Origin of the sequence: Pseudomonas sp. WHRI 8519 (genome assembly GCF_040224055.2) — a bacterium.
GTDB classification, from domain to species: Bacteria; Pseudomonadota; Gammaproteobacteria; order Pseudomonadales; family Pseudomonadaceae; genus Aquipseudomonas; species Aquipseudomonas putida_X.
In genome coordinates this window covers 1,394,663-1,412,234 of record NZ_CP167996.1, presented here as the reverse complement: position 1 = coordinate 1,412,234, position 17,572 = coordinate 1,394,663, and the positions used below count along the sequence as shown (strand labels likewise).

Here is a 17,572-nt window from a genome sequence, read left to right as displayed (position 1 = left end):
TCAGGCGAGCCCACAAAGTTTGCGCAGTTGCGCGGTGTCCAGGTGCTTTTCCACCAGGTCGGCCAGGCGTTCGATATCCCGTTCGCGCAGGGCCTGGTAATCGATCTGCTGCACGTCCGCCAGGCCCGCCCAACGCAGCAGCGCTGCGCACGACTGGCTGCCCTCGAACAGGCCATGCAGGTAGGTGGCGAGGATCTGCCCGTCCGCGCTGATGGCTCCGTCGCTGCGGCCATCGGCCAGTTGCACGGCGGGGCGCTCCAGCGCGGGGCCTTGGGTGACGCCGGCATGGATCTCGTAACCGGCCACAGGCGACTGTTCGAGGTGCAAGGCCCCGGCTACGTTGCGCAGCTGCTTCTCGGCCTCAAGCACCGTGGCGTAATCGAGCAGGCCCAGCCCCGGGCTGGACCCGGCAGGCCCCTCGAGGCCAAGCGGATCATGCACCTCACGGCCCAGCATCTGCAGGCCGCCACAGATACCGATGAGCTTGCCGCCGTAGCGCAGATGGCGGGCGATGGCGGTATCCCAACCGCGCGCGCGCAGTTGCGCCAGATCGCCACGCACGCTTTTGGAGCCAGGCAGGATGATCAGGTCGGCAGGCGGAATCGGCTGGCCAGGGCCGATGAACTGCAGGTCCACCTGGGGATGCAGGCGCAATGGGTCGAAGTCGGTGTGGTTGCTGATGCGCGGCAGCACCGGCACGATCACCTTGAGCACGCGCTCATCCTTGGCCGCCTGGCGTACATCGATGCCGTCTTCGGCCTCCAGGTGCAGGTCGGTGACATACGGCAGCACACCCAGCACCGGCTTGCCCGTGCGCTGCTCCAGCCAGTCCAGGCCCGGCTGCAGCAGGGCGATGTCGCCACGGAAACGGTTGATGACGAAGCCCTTGACCCGGGCCTGCTCGGTCGGCGACAGCAGTTCCAGGGTACCGACCAGGTGGGCGAAAACGCCGCCGCGATTGATGTCGGCAACCAGAATCACCGGGCAGTCGACCGCTTCGGCGAACCCCATGTTGGCGATGTCACCCGCACGCAGGTTGATCTCGGCAGGCGAACCTGCACCTTCGACCATCACCACCGGGTACTGGCCGCTGAGGCGCTGGTGGGACGCCAGTACCGCCTGCATGGCGATGGCCTTGTAGTCGTGATAGGCCACCGCATTCATGCTGGTGACCGCGCGGCCATGGATGATGACCTGGGCGCCGGTGTCACTGTTGGGCTTGAGCAGCACCGGGTTCATGTCGGTGTGCGGCGCCAGGCGGCAAGCCTGGGCCTGCACCGCCTGGGCGCGGCCGATCTCACCGCCATCGGCAGTCACGGCACTGTTGAGTGCCATGTTCTGCGGCTTGAACGGCACCACGGCCACCCCCTGGCGCAGCAGCCACCGGCACAGGGCGGTCACCAGCGTGCTCTTGCCGGCGTCGGAGGTGGTGCCTTGCACCATGAGGGTGGTCATGCCATTTCCTTCTGATAATCGGCCAGGGCCTGGGCCAGCCGCTGCTCTTCAGCAGCGCAGGCGGGCAGGCCCAGGCGCACGGCAGGTGGCTGTTCGAACAGGCGCACCAGGATGCCGCGGCGGGCCAGAAAGTCATGCAGGTGCGCTGCGCGCTCGTAGCGTACGTACTGGAACAGGTCGCAACCACCTGCGGGGGCCAGGCCGGTGTTTTCCAGTAGCTGGGCAAGCCGTTGGCTGGCACGGGCACAACGCTCGATCTGCAGCGGGTGCGCTGCCAGGTCGGCGAAACACGCCTGGGCCAGCACCCGGGTCGGGCCGCTGATGGTCCACGGGCCCAGCAGGTCGGCCATGCGCCGCAACAGTGGCTGCTCGGCCGCCACGCAGCCCAAGCGCACACCGGCCAGGCCGAAGAACTTGCCGAACGAGCGCAGCACGATCAGCCCAGGGCGTTCGGCGCAACCGGCCACGCTGTGCTCGGGCGTGTTGTCCATGAAGGCTTCATCCACCACCAACCAGCCGCCGCGCTCGGCCAAGCGGGCATGCCATGCCAGCAGGCGATCGCGCGGCACGCGGTGGCCGGTGGGGTTGTTCGGGTTGACCAGCACCAGCACATCGAGGCTGTCCAGGCACGCCTGGGCCTCGCTTTCATCCAGTTCGATCACGTGATGCCCGGCGCGTCGCCAGGCCTGTGGATGCTCGGCATAGCACGGCGACAGCACCCCGACACGACCGCTCGGGCGCAGATGCGGAAGGGCCTGGATCGCCGCTTGCGAGCCCGCTACCGGCAACAACTGGCCAACACCGTAGTACTGGCGGGCCGCCTCTTCGAGGCCGTCTTGGGTCTCGGGTAGCCGCGCCCAGGCGTGCGCCGGGATCGGCGGCACCGGGTAGGCCCACGGCGCAATACCGCTGGACAGATCGAGCCAGGCCTCCCGGGCAATCCCGTATTGCCGCACTGCCCTGAGCAGTCGGCCGCCATGTTCAAGCATTGCAGTAGGCTCCCACGCAGATCACCAGCAACCACAACCACACGCCACGCTGCACCAGGGCCCAGCCGCGCTCGATGGCACCGGCATCGGCCACCGGGCCTTCGCCCAGGCGCGGGCGCTCGTGGCGCTCACCGTGATACACCGCCAGGCCACCGAGTTCGACACCCAGCGCACCGGCCCCCGCCGCCATCACCGGCCCGGCGTTGGGGCTGTCCCACAACGGGCCCTGGTTGCGCCAACAGGCCAGCGCCAGGCGGGTTTTGCCGAGCAAGGCGTAGGTCAGTGCCACCAGCCTGGCGGGAATATAGTTGAGTACATCGTCGATGCGCGCCGCGCACCACCCGAAGCGCTCAAAGCGTTCATTGCGGTAGCCCCACATGGCATCCAGCGTATTGCTCAGGCGGTACAGGACCACGCCCGGCGCTCCGGCCACGATGAACCAGAACAGCGCGGCGAACACGGCATCGCTGCCGTTCTCCAGCACCGATTCGGTTGCGGCCCTGGCCACGGCCGGCTCGTCGAGCTCGCGGGTCTCGCGGCTGACCAGGTAACCGACGCGGCGCCTCGCCTCCTCCAGATCACCCTGGCGCAAGGCGCTGGCGACCGGCAGCACATGCTCGCCAAGGCTGCGCAGGCCCAGGGCGCAGTACAGCGCCAGCACATCCACCAGCCAGCCAATGTAGGGCAGCCAGGAGAGGATCAGCGCCACCAGGGTCAAGGGCACCACGGCCAGGAACCAGGCACTCACGCCGTGGCTGCGCCAACCACGCCCACCGGCATTCAGGCGCTGCTCCAGGCTCGACGCCAGGTTACCGAAGGCCACCAGCGGATGGCGCCGCTGCGGCTCGCCGAACAATGCATCCAGGGCCACACCGGCCACGGTCAGCAAGGCGACACTCATGGGCGCTCTCCCCAGTGGTTCTCATACAGCATGTCGCTCAAAGGCCGTTCCTGGGCCCAGTTTTCCATCACCAGCATGGGGGCCGGATAGAACTCGGTGACAGGCCCCAGGCACAGCACCGCCACCGGTTTGGCGCCGGCAGGCATGCCCAGCAGCGCAGCCAATGCCTGCGGGTCGAACAACGATACCCAGCCCAGCCCCAGCCCTTCGGCACGGGCCGCCAGCCACAGGTTCTGAATGGCGCAGGCGAGCGAGGCGAGGTCCATTTCCGGCAAGGTCCGCCGGCCGAAAATATGTGGCTCGCGGTTGTCCATCAATGCCGCCACCAGGACTTCGGCGCAGTCGTTGATGCCTTCTACCTTGAGCTTCATGAAGGCGTCGCTGCGCTCGCCCAAGGCCTGGGCCGTGCGCACCCGCTCCTCCTCGACCAGCGCCTGGATCCGCCCGCGCAGATCCCCCTGGCTGATGCGGATGAACCGCCAAGGCTGCATCAGGCCAACGCTGGGGGCCTGGTGCGCCGCGCCGAGCAGGCGGCCGAGCACGTCAGGCGCAACGCTGCCGCCGGCGAAGTGGCGCATGTCGCGGCGCTCGCCGATTGCCCGGTAGACGGCCGCGCGCTCGGCATCGCTGAAGGCGTGCTCGCTCATGGCCGCAACAGCGCCGCCGCCGCCTCTGGGTTGGAGGGGAAATAGAAGTGCACATAGGATGCAGTGAGCCGCCCAAGGCGGTAGACCGCCTCGTTGCCGCGCCCGCCGTTGGGGCTCAGGCCGCGCGCGATGGGCTGCAGTTCGGTGCTGGTCAGGGAGTGGTGGTAGGTGTGGCCGCGCAGAGTGCCTTCGGGCAGCTCCACAGCTTGCAGGGCCAGCGCCGCCAAGCGTTTTTGCATGGTCGCCTCGCCGGGCAGCAGGCCGAGCAGCGCTGCACGTTCACCGGCTACGTCGGTCAGGGCATCGAGCAGGTAGAGCATGCCACCGCACTCGGCCAGCAACGGCTTGCCGGCGCCGTGGTGCGCACGGATCGCGGCGCACATCGGGGCGTTGGCGGCCAGCGCATGGTGGTACAGCTCCGGGTAGCCGCCCGGCAGGTACAGGCTGTCTACATCGGGCAACGCGCGGTCGTGCAGCGGCGAGAAGAACGCCAGCTGTGCCCCCAGGTTGCGCAGCAGGTCGAGGTTGGCGCCGTAGGTGAAGGCGAACGCTGCGTCCCGGGCGACGCCAATGCGCACACCCGCCAGCGAGGCGGTGCAGGGCACTTCCTGCGGCGCGGCGAATGCCACCGGCGGCGGCAATGCGGCATCGCAGCTGCTGCCCAGTGCCTGGGCGGCAGCGTCCAGGCGCGCATCCAGGTCATTCAGCTCGCTGGCCTGCACCAACCCCAGGTGGCGGCTGGGCAGCTCGATACCGCGCTCGCGCGACAACCCGCCGTACCAGCGCAGGCCTTCGGTCAGGCTGCCTTCGAGCAACTGCGCGTGGCGCAGGCTGCCGACACGGTTGGCGAGCACCCCAGCGAACGGCAGGTCGGGCTGGTAGCGCGCCAGCCCCAGGGCCAGTGCACCAAAGGTCTGGGCCATGGCCGTACCATCGATCACCGCCAACACCGGCACGCCGAAGTGGCGCGCCAGGTCGGCACTGGACGGGGTGCCGTCGAACAGCCCCATCACGCCCTCTATCAGGATAAGGTCGGCCTCACCCGCCGCGTCCCACAGCAGGCGGCGGCTTTCCTGCGCCCCGATCATCCACAGGTCGAGCTGGTACACCGGCGCCCCGCTGGCACGCTCGAGGATCATCGGGTCGAGAAAATCAGGCCCGCATTTGAACACACGGACCTTGCGCCCAAGGTTGCGGTGCAGGCGGGCCAGGGCTGCGGTCACGGTGGTCTTGCCCTGGCCAGATGCCGGTGCTGCGATCAGGACGGCTGGGCAGTGGCGCGTCTGACTCACAGTTCGACGCCCTTCTGTGCACGGATACCCGCCTGGAAGGCATGCTTGAGCATGCCCATCTCGGTAACGGTGTCGGCCAGTTCGATCATTTCGGCTTTGGCCGCGCGGCCAGTGACGATCACATGCTGCATGGGGGGGCGCGCCTGGATGTCGCCAAGCACCTGATCGAGGTCGAGGTAGCCGTGCTTGAGGGCGATGTTCAGCTCGTCGAGCACCACGAACTGGACGCTCGGGTCCTGCAGCAGCTGGCGTGATACCGCCCAGGCTGCCTCAGCGGCGGCAATGTCGCGCTGGCGGTCCTGGGTTTCCCAGGTGAAGCCTTCGCCCATCACGTGGTAACGCACCTGCTCGGGGAAGCGCCGGAAGAACAGCTCCTCGCCGGTACTGTTGCGGCCCTTGATGAACTGCACCACGCCACACTGCATGCCATGGCCCAAGGCGCGTGCGAGCATGCCGAACGCCGAACTGCTCTTGCCCTTGCCATTGCCGGTCAGCACCAGCAGCAGGCCGCACTCATTAGGGGAATTGGCGATGCGCTCGTCGATGATCGCCTTCTTGCGCTGCATGCGCGCCAGGTGACGTTCGTCGCGTTCGGTGGTTTCGCTCATGGGGGTCTCCGCAGGCTGTCGCCGCGTAAGACACGGCGACAGGTCGATAGGCGGGCAGACGGAGAGCGCGCAGGGCCGTGGCCAGACGCCACGGTGCACCGCGCATCACCCTCCGTGATGCCGTTGGCAGTGACAGGCCGGTCTCCGGGCTCGTGAGCGGGCGTTGGCCCGGGCCCGCGCGCCTTCCCGGATACTGGCATCCAGTGGCCGTGCGCGGTTTTTGACTCACCTACCGTTGCGGGGGCAGCGCCGGACTCGCACCTTATAGGCGCACACCGGCTTCCCAGTTTCACCCTGCCCAGACGGGCTTGCAGGGCACCTGAAACACGCGCGAAGGTTAGAGTGTTGCACCGGGAGCGTCAATCGAAGGGGGTGATTTGGCAGCGATCTGATGCCGATAAAGGCGCATGATCGATTGCTCATGGATCGCTGCGAGCGGATCGGCCGCTACGACCGGGAAGTGCTCAGCTGAACCACTGGCCGTTCTCCCGGCTCTGAATCTTCAAGAGCATCGTCACAGGGGTGCAGACATGAAACACATGCGTGTTGTCTTTCCTTGGGTACTGGGCGCTTGCCTGGCGGGCTGCACCGAGAGGGCCATGCTGGAGGTCAGTGAGGGCAGCGGCCCGTCTGTACAGCTGCCCCCACCGAAAAAGACGTTGATACCCACCGTCAATATCGCGCCCGCCATCGGCTGGCCAACGGGTGGAAAACCCAAGGCGGCAGCAGGCACACAGGTGAAAGCCTTCGCCGACAACCTCGACCACCCGCGTTGGCTTCATGTACTGCCCAACGGTGATGTGCTGGTGGCAGAGACCAATGCCCCGCCCAGGCCTGATGATGGCAAGGGCCTGCGTGGCTGGGCCATGGACAGGGCGATGAAGCGCGCCGGTGCCGCGGTGCCCAGCGCCAACCGCATCACCTTGCTGCGCGATGCCGACCATGACGGCGTTGCCGACACCCGCACGACCTTCATCGACGGGCTCAATTCGCCGTTTGGCATGGCACTGATCGGCCAGGATTTCTATGTCGCCGATACCGACAGGCTGCTGCGCTTTCGCTACACCTCGGGGGCTCTGCAGCTTCGCGAACCGCCGGAGCAGGTCATCGAGTTGCCAGCGGGGCCCCTGAACCATCACTGGACCAAGAACGTCATTGCCAGTGCCGATGGCAAGAAGCTGTATGTGACAGTCGGCTCCAACAGCAATGTCGGTGAGAACGGCATGGAACAGGAACAGGGACGCGCTGCGATCTGGGAGGTCGATGCGGCCAGCGGCGCGCACCGGATCTTTGCCTCTGGGCTGCGCAACCCCAACGGCCTGGCCTGGGAGCCGCGTACTGGTGCCTTGTGGACGGCAGTCAACGAGCGTGACGAGATCGGCAGTGACCTGGTGCCCGACTACATCACATCGGTGAAAGATGGCGGCTTTTATGGTTGGCCCTACAGCTATTACGGCCAGCACGTCGATGAGCGGGTCGTGCCGCCGAACCCGCAAAAAGTCGCGCAGGCACTTGTGCCGGACTATGCCGTGGGGCCCCATACCGCATCACTGGGGTTGGCGTTTGCAGAGCCCGGTGCGCTGCCTGCACCGTTCGACCAGGGTGCTTTCGTGGGCCAGCATGGCTCCTGGAATCGCCAACCGCACAGTGGCTACAAGGTGATCTTCGTGCCATTCGACACGGCTGGCAAACCTGTCGGCAAACCGATCGACCTGCTCAGCGGCTTTCTGGATGGCGATGGCAACGCCATGGGGCGACCGGTAGGCGTGGTCAACGACCATCGCGGCGGCGTGCTGGTGGCAGACGATGTGGGCAACGTGGTGTGGCGGGTAAGCAAGGCGCCGTAGCGCCTTGCGCGATCAAGGGTTATGCGCCAGATGCCCTTGAGTGATCACCCGTTTTGCCTGCAGGTAGGCTTTGGACCAGTAACTGTTGGACAGGTAATCCAGACGTACAGTGCCACCGGTGGACGGAGCATGCACGAAACGCCCTTCGCCCACGTAGATACCGGCGTGACTGACCTGCGAGCCACCGCTGGTGGCGAAGAACACCAGGTCGCCCGATTGCAGGGAGTGGACATCCACGGTCGGAGCACGCATGACGATCATCTCTCGGGTGGAGCGAGGCAGGCTGATACCCGCCGCATCCCGGTAGACGTAGTTGATCAAGCCACTGCAATCGAAACCGGAATCGGGTGTGTTACCGCCCCAGCGATACGGCGTACCCACCAGGCCGATCGCGCGCATCAGCACGTCGTTGGCAATCGGCGAAGCAGGAGGTTGGCTGTACGAGACCTGAGGCTGTGTCACAGGCGCCGGTGCCGGGGCACGGCTGGAGCAGGCGGCAAGCAATGCCACCAGGGAAAGGAGTGCGAAGCGCGCCATCATCACCATGGCAGAACATCCTGTCTGAGATCGCTGGGCTGCAACCGAAAAGTGTTGAGAATTTAGATTAGACGCATTCTGTAAATGCGCACGGCGACTAGCTTTTCAAGCATCGTCGCCGTGGCAGGGTACATCATTTTGATATCAGTTGCGTGCGAGATTGCTCGCCGGCGCCATGGCCAGGGCGCGCTTGGCCTCGATGAAGGTCTTGCTCCAGTAGCGATCACCGAGGTTGTCGATGCGCACACCACCGCTGCGGCGGCTGCTGGAGTGGATGAACTGGTTGTCACCCAGATAGATGCCGGCATGGCTGACACGGCCACGGCCATTGGTGCTGAAGAACAGCAGGTCACCCGGCTTGAGCTTGTTGCGGGCCACCTTGGGCGCATCGACGTTGATCATTTCGCGGGTCGAGCGCGGCAGGGTCATGCCGGCCTCTTCGCGGAACAGGTAGCCGATGAAACCGCTGCAATCGAAACCGGACGCCTGCGAGGTACCACCGAAGCGGTAACGGGTACCGATCAGCGACATGCCACGTTCGAGGATGCTGTCGGCCAAGGCTGGCAACTGATAAGGCTTGCTGGTGCTGGAGAACGCCTGAAGGTCATCTTCAGTGGCCACTTCGGGTTGCTCGCCGAACACGGACGATACCGAAGCTTTGGCCTTGGGCGCCGACTGAGCGGCGACCGGGGTGTGATCCTGGGGCTGGGAAACAGGGCCTTGGGCCGCGCAGCCAATCAGCAGGGTCACAAGTGCGAGGGGCACGAGGGGTGCGAAGCGCTTGAGCATGGGCACGACCGTGTCTGTAGTCCTTTAGAAGGGGGAAACTATGCCTTCTATCAGGCCCATTTGCAAATTTTATCGAAAAAGATGTGACTTTTTCGTTTTGCCTCTCAAAGCCCCGTATTCAAGGGCTTACCAGCCAAGGGTTTCTTTCAGGAACGGGATGGTCAGCTTGCGCTGTGCCTGCAAAGAAGCCTGATCGAGCCGCTCGAGCAGGTCGAACAGGGCACTCATGCTGCGCGTACCACGGGTCAGGATGAAGTGGCCGACTTCATCGGTCAGGTGCAGGCCACGGCGCGAAGCGCGTAATTGCAGGGCGCGCAGCTTGTCTTCATCAGACAGCCCGCGCATCTGGAATACCAGCGCCAGGGTCAGGCGGGACTTGAGGTCGGGCAGTTTGATCGGCAGTTCGCGCGGCGAGGCCGAGGCGGCCAGCAGCAGGCGCCGACCACTGTCGCGCAGGCGATTGAACAGATGGAACATCGCCTCTTCCCACTCTGCCTTGCCGGCAATCACGTGCAAGTCGTCGATGCACACCAGTTCGTACTGCGCCAGGTAATCGAGCAACCCGATGCCACGATCGAGCAACTGCGCCAGGGGCAGGTACACAGCGGCTTCGCCCCGCTGCTGGAAGCGGTGAGTGGCGGCTTGCAACAGGTGGCTACGGCCGACACCCTGCTTGCCCCACAGGTAGATGAGGCTCTCGGTCCAGCCGGCGTCGGCTTCGCACAGCCGCTCTACGTAGCCCAACGCCGCTGCATTGGCGCCCGGATAGTAGTTGATGAAGGTGGCGTCATCGCGCAGGCGCACACCCAGGGGCAACTGGATCGGTGGTTTCATGCTCGCGGGCGGTCGGGAGACCACAGGGGGCCTAGGGTGATCGGTGTGCAAAGTCTATACCCGCAACGCGGGTGGCACAATCGCGAAGGCACGTAGCACAAGCAAAATCAAAGAGTTGCAAGACAGTTTGGCGCCTACAGGGTTTGCGCCGGGTTTTAGAAATTGGGCAAGGCGGTTGCTTCCACCGGTAAAGCCCAGGCCTGAAGAACGGCACGGTCGTGGTGGGAGCCGGCTTGCCGGCGATGGGCTGCGTAGCAGCCACCATAGATGACCTGTAATAGCCCGAGCGTGCTCGACGGAACCAGCGAGCATCGGGGGCCGCTTTGCGGCCCATCGCCGGCAAGCCCGGCTCCCACATGGATTGCGCCTGCCTTTAGACATTGGGCAAGACAGTTGCTTCCACAGGTAAAGCGCAGGCCTGAAGAACTGCACGGTCGCGGTGGGAGCCGGCCTTAGAAGTTGGGCAAGACGGTTGCTTCCAAAGGTAAAGCGCAGGCCTGAAGAACGGTGCGGTCGTGGTGGGAGCCGGCTTGCCGGCGATGGGCTGCGTAGCAGCCCCCATAGCGGAGCTGTACTACCCCGAGCGCCCTCGACGGCACCAACGAGCATCTGGGGCCGCTTTGCGGCCCATCGCCGGCAGTCTCCCACTTGGATGGCGCCAGCTTTTAGAAGTAGAGCAAGACAGTAGCTTACAGATCAGGGTCGACCTCCCCCGCGTACATGTCCGACTCCTTGTACAGATCATGCACATGGCGCAGCAACACCATGATCACTGCAGCCACTGGCAAGGCCAGCAGCACGCCGGTAAAGCCGAACAGTTCGCCCCCGGCAAGGATGGCGAAGATCACCGCCACCGGATGCAGGCCGATACGGTCCCCCACCAGCAACGGTGTCAGCACCATGCCTTCCAGCGCCTGGCCGACCATGAACACTGCGACGATGCCCAGCATCGGGTACAGGTCGCCGCCAAACTGGAACAACCCGGCCACCAGCGCCGCACCGATGCCAATGATGAAGCCCATGTAGGGCACGATGGCCGCCAGGCCGGCCAGCATGCCGATCAGCAGCCCCAGCTCCAGCCCCACCAGCATCAGCCCGGCGGAATAGATCACCCCGAGCGCCAGCATGACCATCAACTGGCCCCGCACGAAGGCCCCCAACACCTCATGGCACTCTGCAGCCAGCCCCACCACCTGCGACTCGCGCTGGCGCGGCAGCAGGCTGCGCAGTTTGGCCATCATCAGGTCCCAGTCGCGCAACAGATAGAAGCCCACCACCGGGATCAGCACGAAGTTGGCCAGCCAGGCCAGCAGCGCCAGGCTCGAGGCAGTGGCTTGGGACAGCAGCATGCCAACGATGTCCGTGGTCTGGCCCATGTGTTCACTGACCGCGGCCTTGATCTTGTCGAACTTCCAGAACCCGTCGGCCAGGCCCAGGCGGCTCTGCACCCAGGGCAGCGCCACATGTTGCAACCAGTCGAGCATCTGCGGCGTCAGTTCATACAGCCGCACCAACTGTTTGGCCAGCATCGGGATCAGGATGAGCAGCAGTGCCAGCAGGATCAAGGTGAACAGGGTGAAGACCACCACCACTCCCCAGGTCCGCGACAACCCCATGCGCTCCAGGCGATCGACCAGCGGATCGGCCAGATAAGCCAGCAGGATCCCCACCAAAAAGGGTGAGAGGATGTTGTGCAGGCCATAAAGAAGCAGGGCGATCAGCAGGGCGACACCCACCCAGATCCAACGGCGCATATCAGTCATGGTCGCTTATCCTTACCAGCGAAAACGCAGGCCGTCGAACGGCTTGGGGGCTACAGCAGCCGTTGCCGGTTGCCCTGGCGTAGCTTCGGCTCCAGGCGCAGGCGTAGCCGGGGCGGCAGGCGCCTGCTCAGCGGGGACCTCCTGCAACTTGGCCAGCCCAAGCTGTGCACGCAACTGCTCAGGGTTGGCAGTGACGCCGTAGGTCAAGGTCTTGCCGTCGGCCAGTTGCAGGCGCGGGCCGTAAGGTTCGAGCACGCGGTTGAGCTCAGCGTAACGCTGCAGGTTCACGCCTTGCACCTGCACCTGCAACTGGCTGCTGGCGCCGGGCCGGGTCACGTAACGAGGGGCCAGGCGGTTGCTGACAGCCAGCATCACAGCATCGGCCAATGCGGCCTGGTCTGCGCCTTCGGCGCTGCCTTGCTCGCGCTTGTCGCCCAGCCACAGCTGCCATTTGCCTTGCCACTTGCCGTCAGCCTCCAGGGCGTGTACGGCCAACAGCGCATCGGCACCATAACGCTCGGAAGCTTCGCGCAGTGGCGCCGGGTCGTTGCCTTCGAGCTGTTTGGCGTTGGCCACCAGTTGCTCCTGCAGGTCGGCCAGCGGCAGGCGCAGTGGCAGGCCACGGTGCTGGGCGGCACGGCGCAGCGCCTGGGCGCTGGTCTGGCCATCGCCAACCAGGCTGCTGCCCTCGACACTGTCATTGAGCCACCAGCCGAGAATCGACGGCCGATTGCTGCCCCACAGCGCCAGCCCGGCCTTGCGCAAGGCCCGCTCGGTGCTACCAGGGTCGAACTCGACCATCACCGACTCAGGCGGGCCGGCCTCGGTACCGACCTGGTTGATGATCTGTTGCGGGTCTTTGCGCAGCTCGGCCAGCGCCGGGTTTTGCGGGGCCTTGGGGTCGCCGGTCAGGCGCAGCACCAACGTATCGAGCGCCTTGGTGGTGGCTGCAGTACGGGCTTCAGCGCCCTGCCCTTCGAGCGGTTCGCGCACCTGATAGAGCCCGGAAACGCTTTCGGCCTGGGCGGCGATACTGACCAAGGCAAGGCAGCCGGCTGACAGATAATTGAGAAGACGCATTGAGGATTCCTGTCCAGTCGAGCTTCAAGCTGCAAGCTTCAAGCTGTAAGAAAAAGCAGTCAGAACCCCAGCGCTTTGACTCGCGACTGGGGCTCGCTGATTGCAGCTTATACAGAAGGGGCTGCATCAACCAGCCGCGAGGCCTTTTCAGTAATTTACTGCCCTGCCCGTCGGCCTGAGGATGGCCGCTGCACCGCAACCCTGATAAAATCGCGCGCCTTCACAGACCACTGACGTTTCAGGCAGCCGCCGCTCCCAGCCGGCCTTGGCCGTCACGGTCGTTTTTACGAATCCCTCCCTCTTAAAGGCCTGGATCAATGAGCAAGCAACCCTCCCTGAGCTACAAGGACGCCGGTGTAGACATCGACGCCGGCGAAGCACTGGTCGAACGCATCAAGGGCGTGGCAAAACGCACCGCACGCCCTGAAGTCATGGGTGGCCTGGGTGGCTTCGGCGCCCTCTGCGAGATCCCGGCCGGCTACAAGCAGCCGGTGCTGGTCTCTGGCACCGACGGCGTCGGCACCAAGCTGCGCCTGGCGCTGAACCTGAACAAGCACGACAGCATCGGCCAGGACCTGGTCGCCATGTGCGTCAATGACCTGGTGGTCTGCGGCGCCGAGCCGCTGTTCTTCCTCGACTACTACGCCACCGGCAAGCTCAACGTCGACGTCGCCGCGACCGTGGTCACCGGCATCGGCGCCGGCTGTGAGCTGGCCGGCTGCTCCCTGGTTGGCGGCGAAACCGCAGAAATGCCGGGCATGTACGAAGGCGAAGATTACGACCTGGCCGGTTTCTGCGTCGGCGTGGTGGAAAAGGCCGAGATCATCGACGGCTCCAAGGTCGCTACCGGCGACGCGCTGATCGCCCTGCCGTCTTCCGGCCCGCACTCCAACGGTTACTCGCTGATCCGCAAGATTCTCGAGGTGTCGGCGACCGACATCGAGAACACCCAGCTCGACGGCAAGCCGCTGACCGACCTGCTGATGGCACCGACCCGCATCTACGTCAAGCCACTGCTGCAACTGATCAAGCAGACCGGCGCCGTCAAGGCCATGGCCCACATCACCGGTGGCGGCCTGCTGGACAACATCCCGCGCGTTCTGCCGAAAAACGCCCAGGCCGTGGTTGACGTGGCCAGCTGGCAGCGCCCTGCGGTATTCGACTTCCTGCAAGAGAAAGGCAACGTCGACGAGCATGAGATGCACCGTGTACTGAACTGCGGCGTGGGCATGGTCATCTGCGTGGCCCAGGAGCAGGTCGAGGCAGCACTGAATGTACTGCGTGCAGAAGGCGAGCAGCCTTGGGTCATCGGTCGCATCGAACAAGCCGCTGAAGGCGCTGCCCAGGTCGAGCTGCAGAACCTCAAGGCACACTGATGCCGAGCGAGCCCTGCAATGTAGTGGTACTGCTGTCGGGTTCGGGCAGCAACCTGCAAGCCTTGATCGATAGCAGCCATGGTGAAAACAGCCCGGTACGCATCGCTGCGGTGATTTCCAACCGCGCCGACGCCTACGGGCTGCAACGCGCGGCGGCGGCGGGTATCGCCACCGCCGTACTGGACCACACCGGCTTCGACGGCCGTGAAGCCTTCGATGCAGCGCTGATGGCGCGCATCGACGGCTTCGCGCCCGACCTGGTGGTGCTGGCCGGCTTCATGCGTATCCTCAGTGGCGGCTTCGTTCGCCACTATCAGGGCCGCCTGCTCAACATCCATCCGTCACTGCTGCCCAAATACAAGGGCCTGCATACTCACCGACGGGCCTTAGAGGCAGGCGACGCCGAGCACGGCTGCAGCGTACACTTCGTCACCGAGGAACTCGATGGCGGCCCTCTGGTCGTACAGGCTGTGGTACCGGTCGCGTCAGGCGATAGCGCTGAGAGCCTGGCCCAGCGAGTACACCAACAGGAACACCAGATCTACCCGCTGGCAGTGCACTGGTTTGCCGAGGGGCGCTTGCGCCTGGGCGAACAGGGTGCATTACTGGATGGCCAGCCACTGCCGGCCAGTGGTCATTTGATCCGACCCTAGGAGAATTTATGCGTCGCGCCCTGCTCTTGGCTCTCGCCGTGCTCGCCCTGCCCCTCCAGGCAGCCGATCTGAAACCCTTCTCGGCCAGTTACACCGCCGACTGGAAGCAACTTCCCATGAGCGGCACTGCCGAGCGCAGCCTGGTCAAGAATGCCAACGGTACCTGGGACCTTAATTTCAAGGCTTCCATGATGATCGCCAGCCTGACCGAGCAAAGCACCCTGCGCATGGACAACGACACCCTGCTGCCGCAGAAGTATCACTTCGAGCGTGGCGGCCTGGGCAAAGCCAAGAAAGTCGACCTCACCTTCGACTGGACCGGCAAGAAAGTCACCGGCAGCGACCGGGGTGACGCCGTCAGCCTGCCGCTCAACCGCGGCGTGCTGGACAAGTCCTCTTATCAGCTGGCGCTGCAGCATGATGTGGCCGCTGGCAAGAAAAGCATGACCTACCAGGTGGTCGATGGTGACGAGATCGACACCTACGACTTCCGCGTGCTCGGCACAGAGAAAGTCACCACCAAGACCGGCCAGGTCGAGGCGGTGAAGGTCGAGCGCGTGCGCGACCCAAGCCAGAGCAAGCGCATCACCGAGCTGTGGTTCGCCAAGGACTGGGACTACCTGCTGGTCCAACTGCGCCAGGTCGAAACCGATGGCAAGGAGTATGTGATCGTGCTGCAGGATGGTACGGTCGATGGCAAGTCGGTCAAAGGCAGCTAAGCCGCAGCCCGCAAGATCCGTAGCCCCGCCCTGTGCGGGGCTTCTTTTTGCCTGGGCAACATGAAACTTGTTTCATGGCTATTTTATTTACTTAGGCTGCTAACAAACTCTATAAAAGAGGTGCGCGACAGAATGTCGCAACCAACTGAACAGTGGAGTTTAACGATGACAGTCCAAGTAACTGAACGCGACGAATCGAAAATGTCCCACGAAGGCCTGGCCGCTGGCGTGCGGATCTGGGATGTGCACCAGCAAGGCGAATTGGTCGGGATGTTCCACAACGAACACGAAGCCCATCAATACCGGGCAGAGCTTGAAGTGCAGGAAAACCAGCGCACTTCGCAATGACCCGCACAGGTTTTTGATTTCGGGCCGCTGCGCGGCCCATCGCCGGCAAGCCGGCTCCCACCGGGATCGCGCCCGCTTTTAGAAGTTGTGCAAGACGGTTGCCCCACAGGATGGAGTACCACAAGACATTGGCTGGGTGTCCCACTTCCTGGGGGCAGCGCAGTACTCGAGGTGTGTGCTGTACCGGTGGGCGCTGGCTTGCCAGCGATGGGCCGCGCAGCGGCCCCACTAACGCTAACTGACTGACACTACCGCTAAGGCGGGGTGCTTGATGCTTACCACATCAAGTCGTCAGGGATCTTGTACGCCGCATACGGATCGTCCTCATCCGCTTCCTCGACATGGGTATTGAGCAGCAGGATGCGATGAGGGTCGCGCTCCTGGATCTTCACCGCTGCCTCGCGCGGAATGACTTCGTACCCCCCACCAAACGACACGATCGCTAGCGCGCCATTGCTCAGCTTGGTACGCATCAGGGCGTTTACCGCAATACGTTTGACCTTCTTGTCGTCGACGAAGTTGTAGTAGTCCTCGGTCGTGAGCTTGGGCAGGCGGGTCGCCTCGATCAACTGCTTGATCTGCGCGGCACGGGCCTTCTGTTCGGCCTTTTCCTGCTGCTGACGGTTCAGTTCCTGGTCACGCTTGGCCTTCTCGGCCATCGCTTCCTTGGCCAGGCGCTGCTGGGTGTCGTCGACTTCGACCTGGCCCTTGTGCTCCAGGCGTTTCTGTTTCTTTTGGGCCTTGTTGGCCTGGGAGACCTGCTTCTGGTTGACCAGACCGGCCTTGAGCAATTGATCGCGAAGGGAAAGACTCATGGATGTTCACTCACTTATGCAGCCACTCAGCCGCAGCTGGGCAGATTCTTTTCCTGACGTTTGGCTTCCCCCCAAAGGGCGTCCAGTTCGTCAAGGTTACACGATTCGATGGGGCGACCGCTGTCGCGCAATGCCTGTTCGATGAAGCGGAAACGCCGCTCGAACTTGCGGTTGGCACGACGCAGTGCATTTTCCGGGTCTTGCTTGAGGTGACGGGCCAGGTTGACAGCCGCGAACAGCAGGTCGCCGACTTCATCTTCGACGGACTCGGCATCCCCGTCGGCCATGGCCTGCAACACTTCGTCGAGCTCCTCACGGACCTTGTCCAGCACCGGCAATGCGTCTGGCCAGTCGAAACCGACAGTGGCGGCACGCTTTTGCAGTTTGGCGGCTCGGGACAGGGCAGGCAATGCCGCCGGCACGTCATCGAGCAGCGACAGCTGTTCAGGCTCGCTTTTCTCGGCACGTTCCTGGGCCTTGATCTCTTCCCAGCGCGACTTGACCTGTGCCTCGCTCAGGCTCGGCGTGTCCAGCGGCGCGTACAACTCGCCGGTGGGAAATACATGGGGGTGGCGGCGTATCAGCTTGCGGGTAATCGCATCGACCACACCGTCGAACTCGAAGCGCCCCTCCTCCCTTGCCAGCTGGCTGTAGTAGACCACCTGGAACAGCAGATCACCGAGTTCGCCCTGAAGGTGCTCGAAATCCCCGCGCTCGATGGTGTCGGCAACTTCGTAAGCCTCTTCGATGGTGTGCGCCACGATGCTGGCGTAGTTCTGCTTGAGGTCCCACGGGCAACCGTACTGCGGGTCGCGCAGCCGGGCCATGAGGTGCAGCAGGTCTTCGAGGGAATAGATCATGTAGCAGGTCCTTCGGCGGTGACTTCGTTGCGGGCAAGCCCACAAAGAAGCCACCGCAG

At 64.3% G+C, this 17,572-nt stretch carries 18 protein-coding genes and 1 riboswitch; of the genes, 5 read left to right on the top strand and 13 right to left on the bottom strand.

Translation table 11 applies throughout. The features are described 5' to 3' along the window. From ABRP30_RS06410 to cobO, 6 genes are read right to left on the bottom strand one after another with little or no spacing between them, the layout of a single operon-like run. Nucleotides 1-1,455, bottom strand: a complete 1,455-nt coding sequence (locus ABRP30_RS06410; protein WP_349976568.1) for a cobyric acid synthase — start codon at nt 1,453-1,455, stop codon at nt 1-3. Beyond that, nucleotides 1,452-2,444 carry a threonine-phosphate decarboxylase CobD gene (gene cobD / locus ABRP30_RS06405; RefSeq protein WP_349976569.1) on the bottom strand — a complete coding sequence of 331 codons (993 nt, stop codon included), beginning with the start codon at nt 2,442-2,444 and terminating at the stop codon, nt 1,452-1,454. The genes ABRP30_RS06410 and cobD overlap by 4 nt, the downstream gene beginning before the upstream one ends. Next, nucleotides 2,437-3,345, bottom strand: coding sequence for an adenosylcobinamide-phosphate synthase CbiB (cbiB, locus tag ABRP30_RS06400; protein WP_349976570.1), 909 nt, complete (start codon nt 3,343-3,345; stop codon nt 2,437-2,439). The genes cobD and cbiB overlap by 8 nt, the downstream gene beginning before the upstream one ends. After that, nucleotides 3,342-3,992: a 5,6-dimethylbenzimidazole synthase gene (gene bluB / locus ABRP30_RS06395; protein WP_241802769.1), complete on the bottom strand. Its 651-nt coding sequence runs from the start codon at nt 3,990-3,992 to the stop codon at nt 3,342-3,344. Before bluB ends, cbiB begins: the two co-directional genes overlap by 4 nt. Further along, on the bottom strand, nt 3,989-5,284 hold the full coding sequence (locus ABRP30_RS06390; RefSeq protein ID WP_349976571.1) for a cobyrinate a,c-diamide synthase: 1,296 nt from the start codon (nt 5,282-5,284) through the stop codon (nt 3,989-3,991). The genes bluB and ABRP30_RS06390 overlap by 4 nt, the downstream gene beginning before the upstream one ends. Next, nucleotides 5,281-5,892, bottom strand: coding sequence for a cob(I)yrinic acid a,c-diamide adenosyltransferase (gene cobO, locus ABRP30_RS06385; RefSeq protein WP_267821733.1), 612 nt, complete (start codon nt 5,890-5,892; stop codon nt 5,281-5,283). Before cobO ends, ABRP30_RS06390 begins: the two co-directional genes overlap by 4 nt. Before the next feature lie 117 nt (nt 5,893-6,009). Further along, nucleotides 6,010-6,230: riboswitch (cobalamin riboswitch) on the bottom strand. A 192-nt stretch (nt 6,231-6,422) separates the two neighbouring features. On the opposite strand from cobO, the gene ABRP30_RS06380 reads away from it, so the two are divergent. Continuing rightward, nucleotides 6,423-7,739, top strand: a complete 1,317-nt coding sequence (locus ABRP30_RS06380; protein ID WP_267821731.1) for a sorbosone dehydrogenase family protein — start codon at nt 6,423-6,425, stop codon at nt 7,737-7,739. A gap of 12 nt (nt 7,740-7,751) precedes the next feature. Here ABRP30_RS06380 and ABRP30_RS06375 read toward each other — a convergent pair whose 3' ends face one another. The 5 genes from ABRP30_RS06375 to ABRP30_RS06355 all read right to left on the bottom strand — a co-directional run bounded on the left by ABRP30_RS06375 (nt 7,752) and on the right by ABRP30_RS06355 (nt 12,742). After that, nucleotides 7,752-8,285, bottom strand: coding sequence for a C40 family peptidase (locus ABRP30_RS06375; protein ID WP_267821729.1), 534 nt, complete (start codon nt 8,283-8,285; stop codon nt 7,752-7,754). Between the two features lie 135 nt (nt 8,286-8,420). Beyond that, nucleotides 8,421-9,065: a C40 family peptidase gene (locus tag ABRP30_RS06370; RefSeq protein ID WP_267821727.1), complete on the bottom strand. Its 645-nt coding sequence runs from the start codon at nt 9,063-9,065 to the stop codon at nt 8,421-8,423. Nucleotides 9,066-9,191: 126 nt separating this feature from the next. After that, nucleotides 9,192-9,899 (bottom strand): DnaA regulatory inactivator Hda, encoded by a 708-nt coding sequence (gene hda / locus ABRP30_RS06365; RefSeq protein ID WP_039601502.1) that lies wholly within the window; start codon nt 9,897-9,899, stop codon nt 9,192-9,194. 689 nt (nt 9,900-10,588) lie between these two features. Further along, on the bottom strand, nt 10,589-11,662 hold the full coding sequence (locus tag ABRP30_RS06360) for an AI-2E family transporter (RefSeq protein WP_241802762.1): 1,074 nt from the start codon (nt 11,660-11,662) through the stop codon (nt 10,589-10,591). Between the two features lie 12 nt (nt 11,663-11,674). After that, on the bottom strand, nt 11,675-12,742 hold the full coding sequence (locus ABRP30_RS06355; protein WP_349976572.1) for a DUF2066 domain-containing protein: 1,068 nt from the start codon (nt 12,740-12,742) through the stop codon (nt 11,675-11,677). Nucleotides 12,743-13,059: 317 nt separating this feature from the next. On the opposite strand from ABRP30_RS06355, the gene purM reads away from it, so the two are divergent. The 4 genes from purM to ABRP30_RS06335 all read left to right on the top strand — a co-directional run bounded on the left by purM (nt 13,060) and on the right by ABRP30_RS06335 (nt 15,838). After that, complete coding sequence (purM, locus tag ABRP30_RS06350) at nt 13,060-14,118, top strand: phosphoribosylformylglycinamidine cyclo-ligase (RefSeq protein WP_349976573.1); 1,059 nt, start codon at nt 13,060-13,062, stop codon at nt 14,116-14,118. Then, nucleotides 14,118-14,771 carry a phosphoribosylglycinamide formyltransferase gene (gene purN / locus ABRP30_RS06345; protein ID WP_349976574.1) on the top strand — a complete coding sequence of 218 codons (654 nt, stop codon included), beginning with the start codon at nt 14,118-14,120 and terminating at the stop codon, nt 14,769-14,771. The genes purM and purN overlap by 1 nt, the downstream gene beginning before the upstream one ends. Nucleotides 14,772-14,779: 8 nt before the next feature. Beyond that, nucleotides 14,780-15,490, top strand: coding sequence for a DUF3108 domain-containing protein (locus tag ABRP30_RS06340; protein WP_349976575.1), 711 nt, complete (start codon nt 14,780-14,782; stop codon nt 15,488-15,490). 165 nt (nt 15,491-15,655) lie between these two features. Further along, a complete protein-coding gene (locus tag ABRP30_RS06335; RefSeq protein WP_241802757.1) occupies nt 15,656-15,838 on the top strand; it encodes a hypothetical protein in 183 nt (60 codons plus the stop codon). 275 nt (nt 15,839-16,113) lie between these two features. Here the strand turns inward: ABRP30_RS06335 and ABRP30_RS06330 are convergent, their stop codons facing one another. Together ABRP30_RS06330 and mazG are read right to left on the bottom strand one after the other, a co-directional pair. Next, nucleotides 16,114-16,653 carry a DUF2058 domain-containing protein gene (locus tag ABRP30_RS06330; RefSeq protein WP_241802756.1) on the bottom strand — a complete coding sequence of 180 codons (540 nt, stop codon included), beginning with the start codon at nt 16,651-16,653 and terminating at the stop codon, nt 16,114-16,116. A gap of 26 nt (nt 16,654-16,679) precedes the next feature. Then, a complete protein-coding gene (gene mazG, locus ABRP30_RS06325) occupies nt 16,680-17,513 on the bottom strand; it encodes a nucleoside triphosphate pyrophosphohydrolase (RefSeq protein ID WP_349976576.1) in 834 nt (277 codons plus the stop codon). Nucleotides 17,514-17,572: the final 59 nt, after the last annotated feature.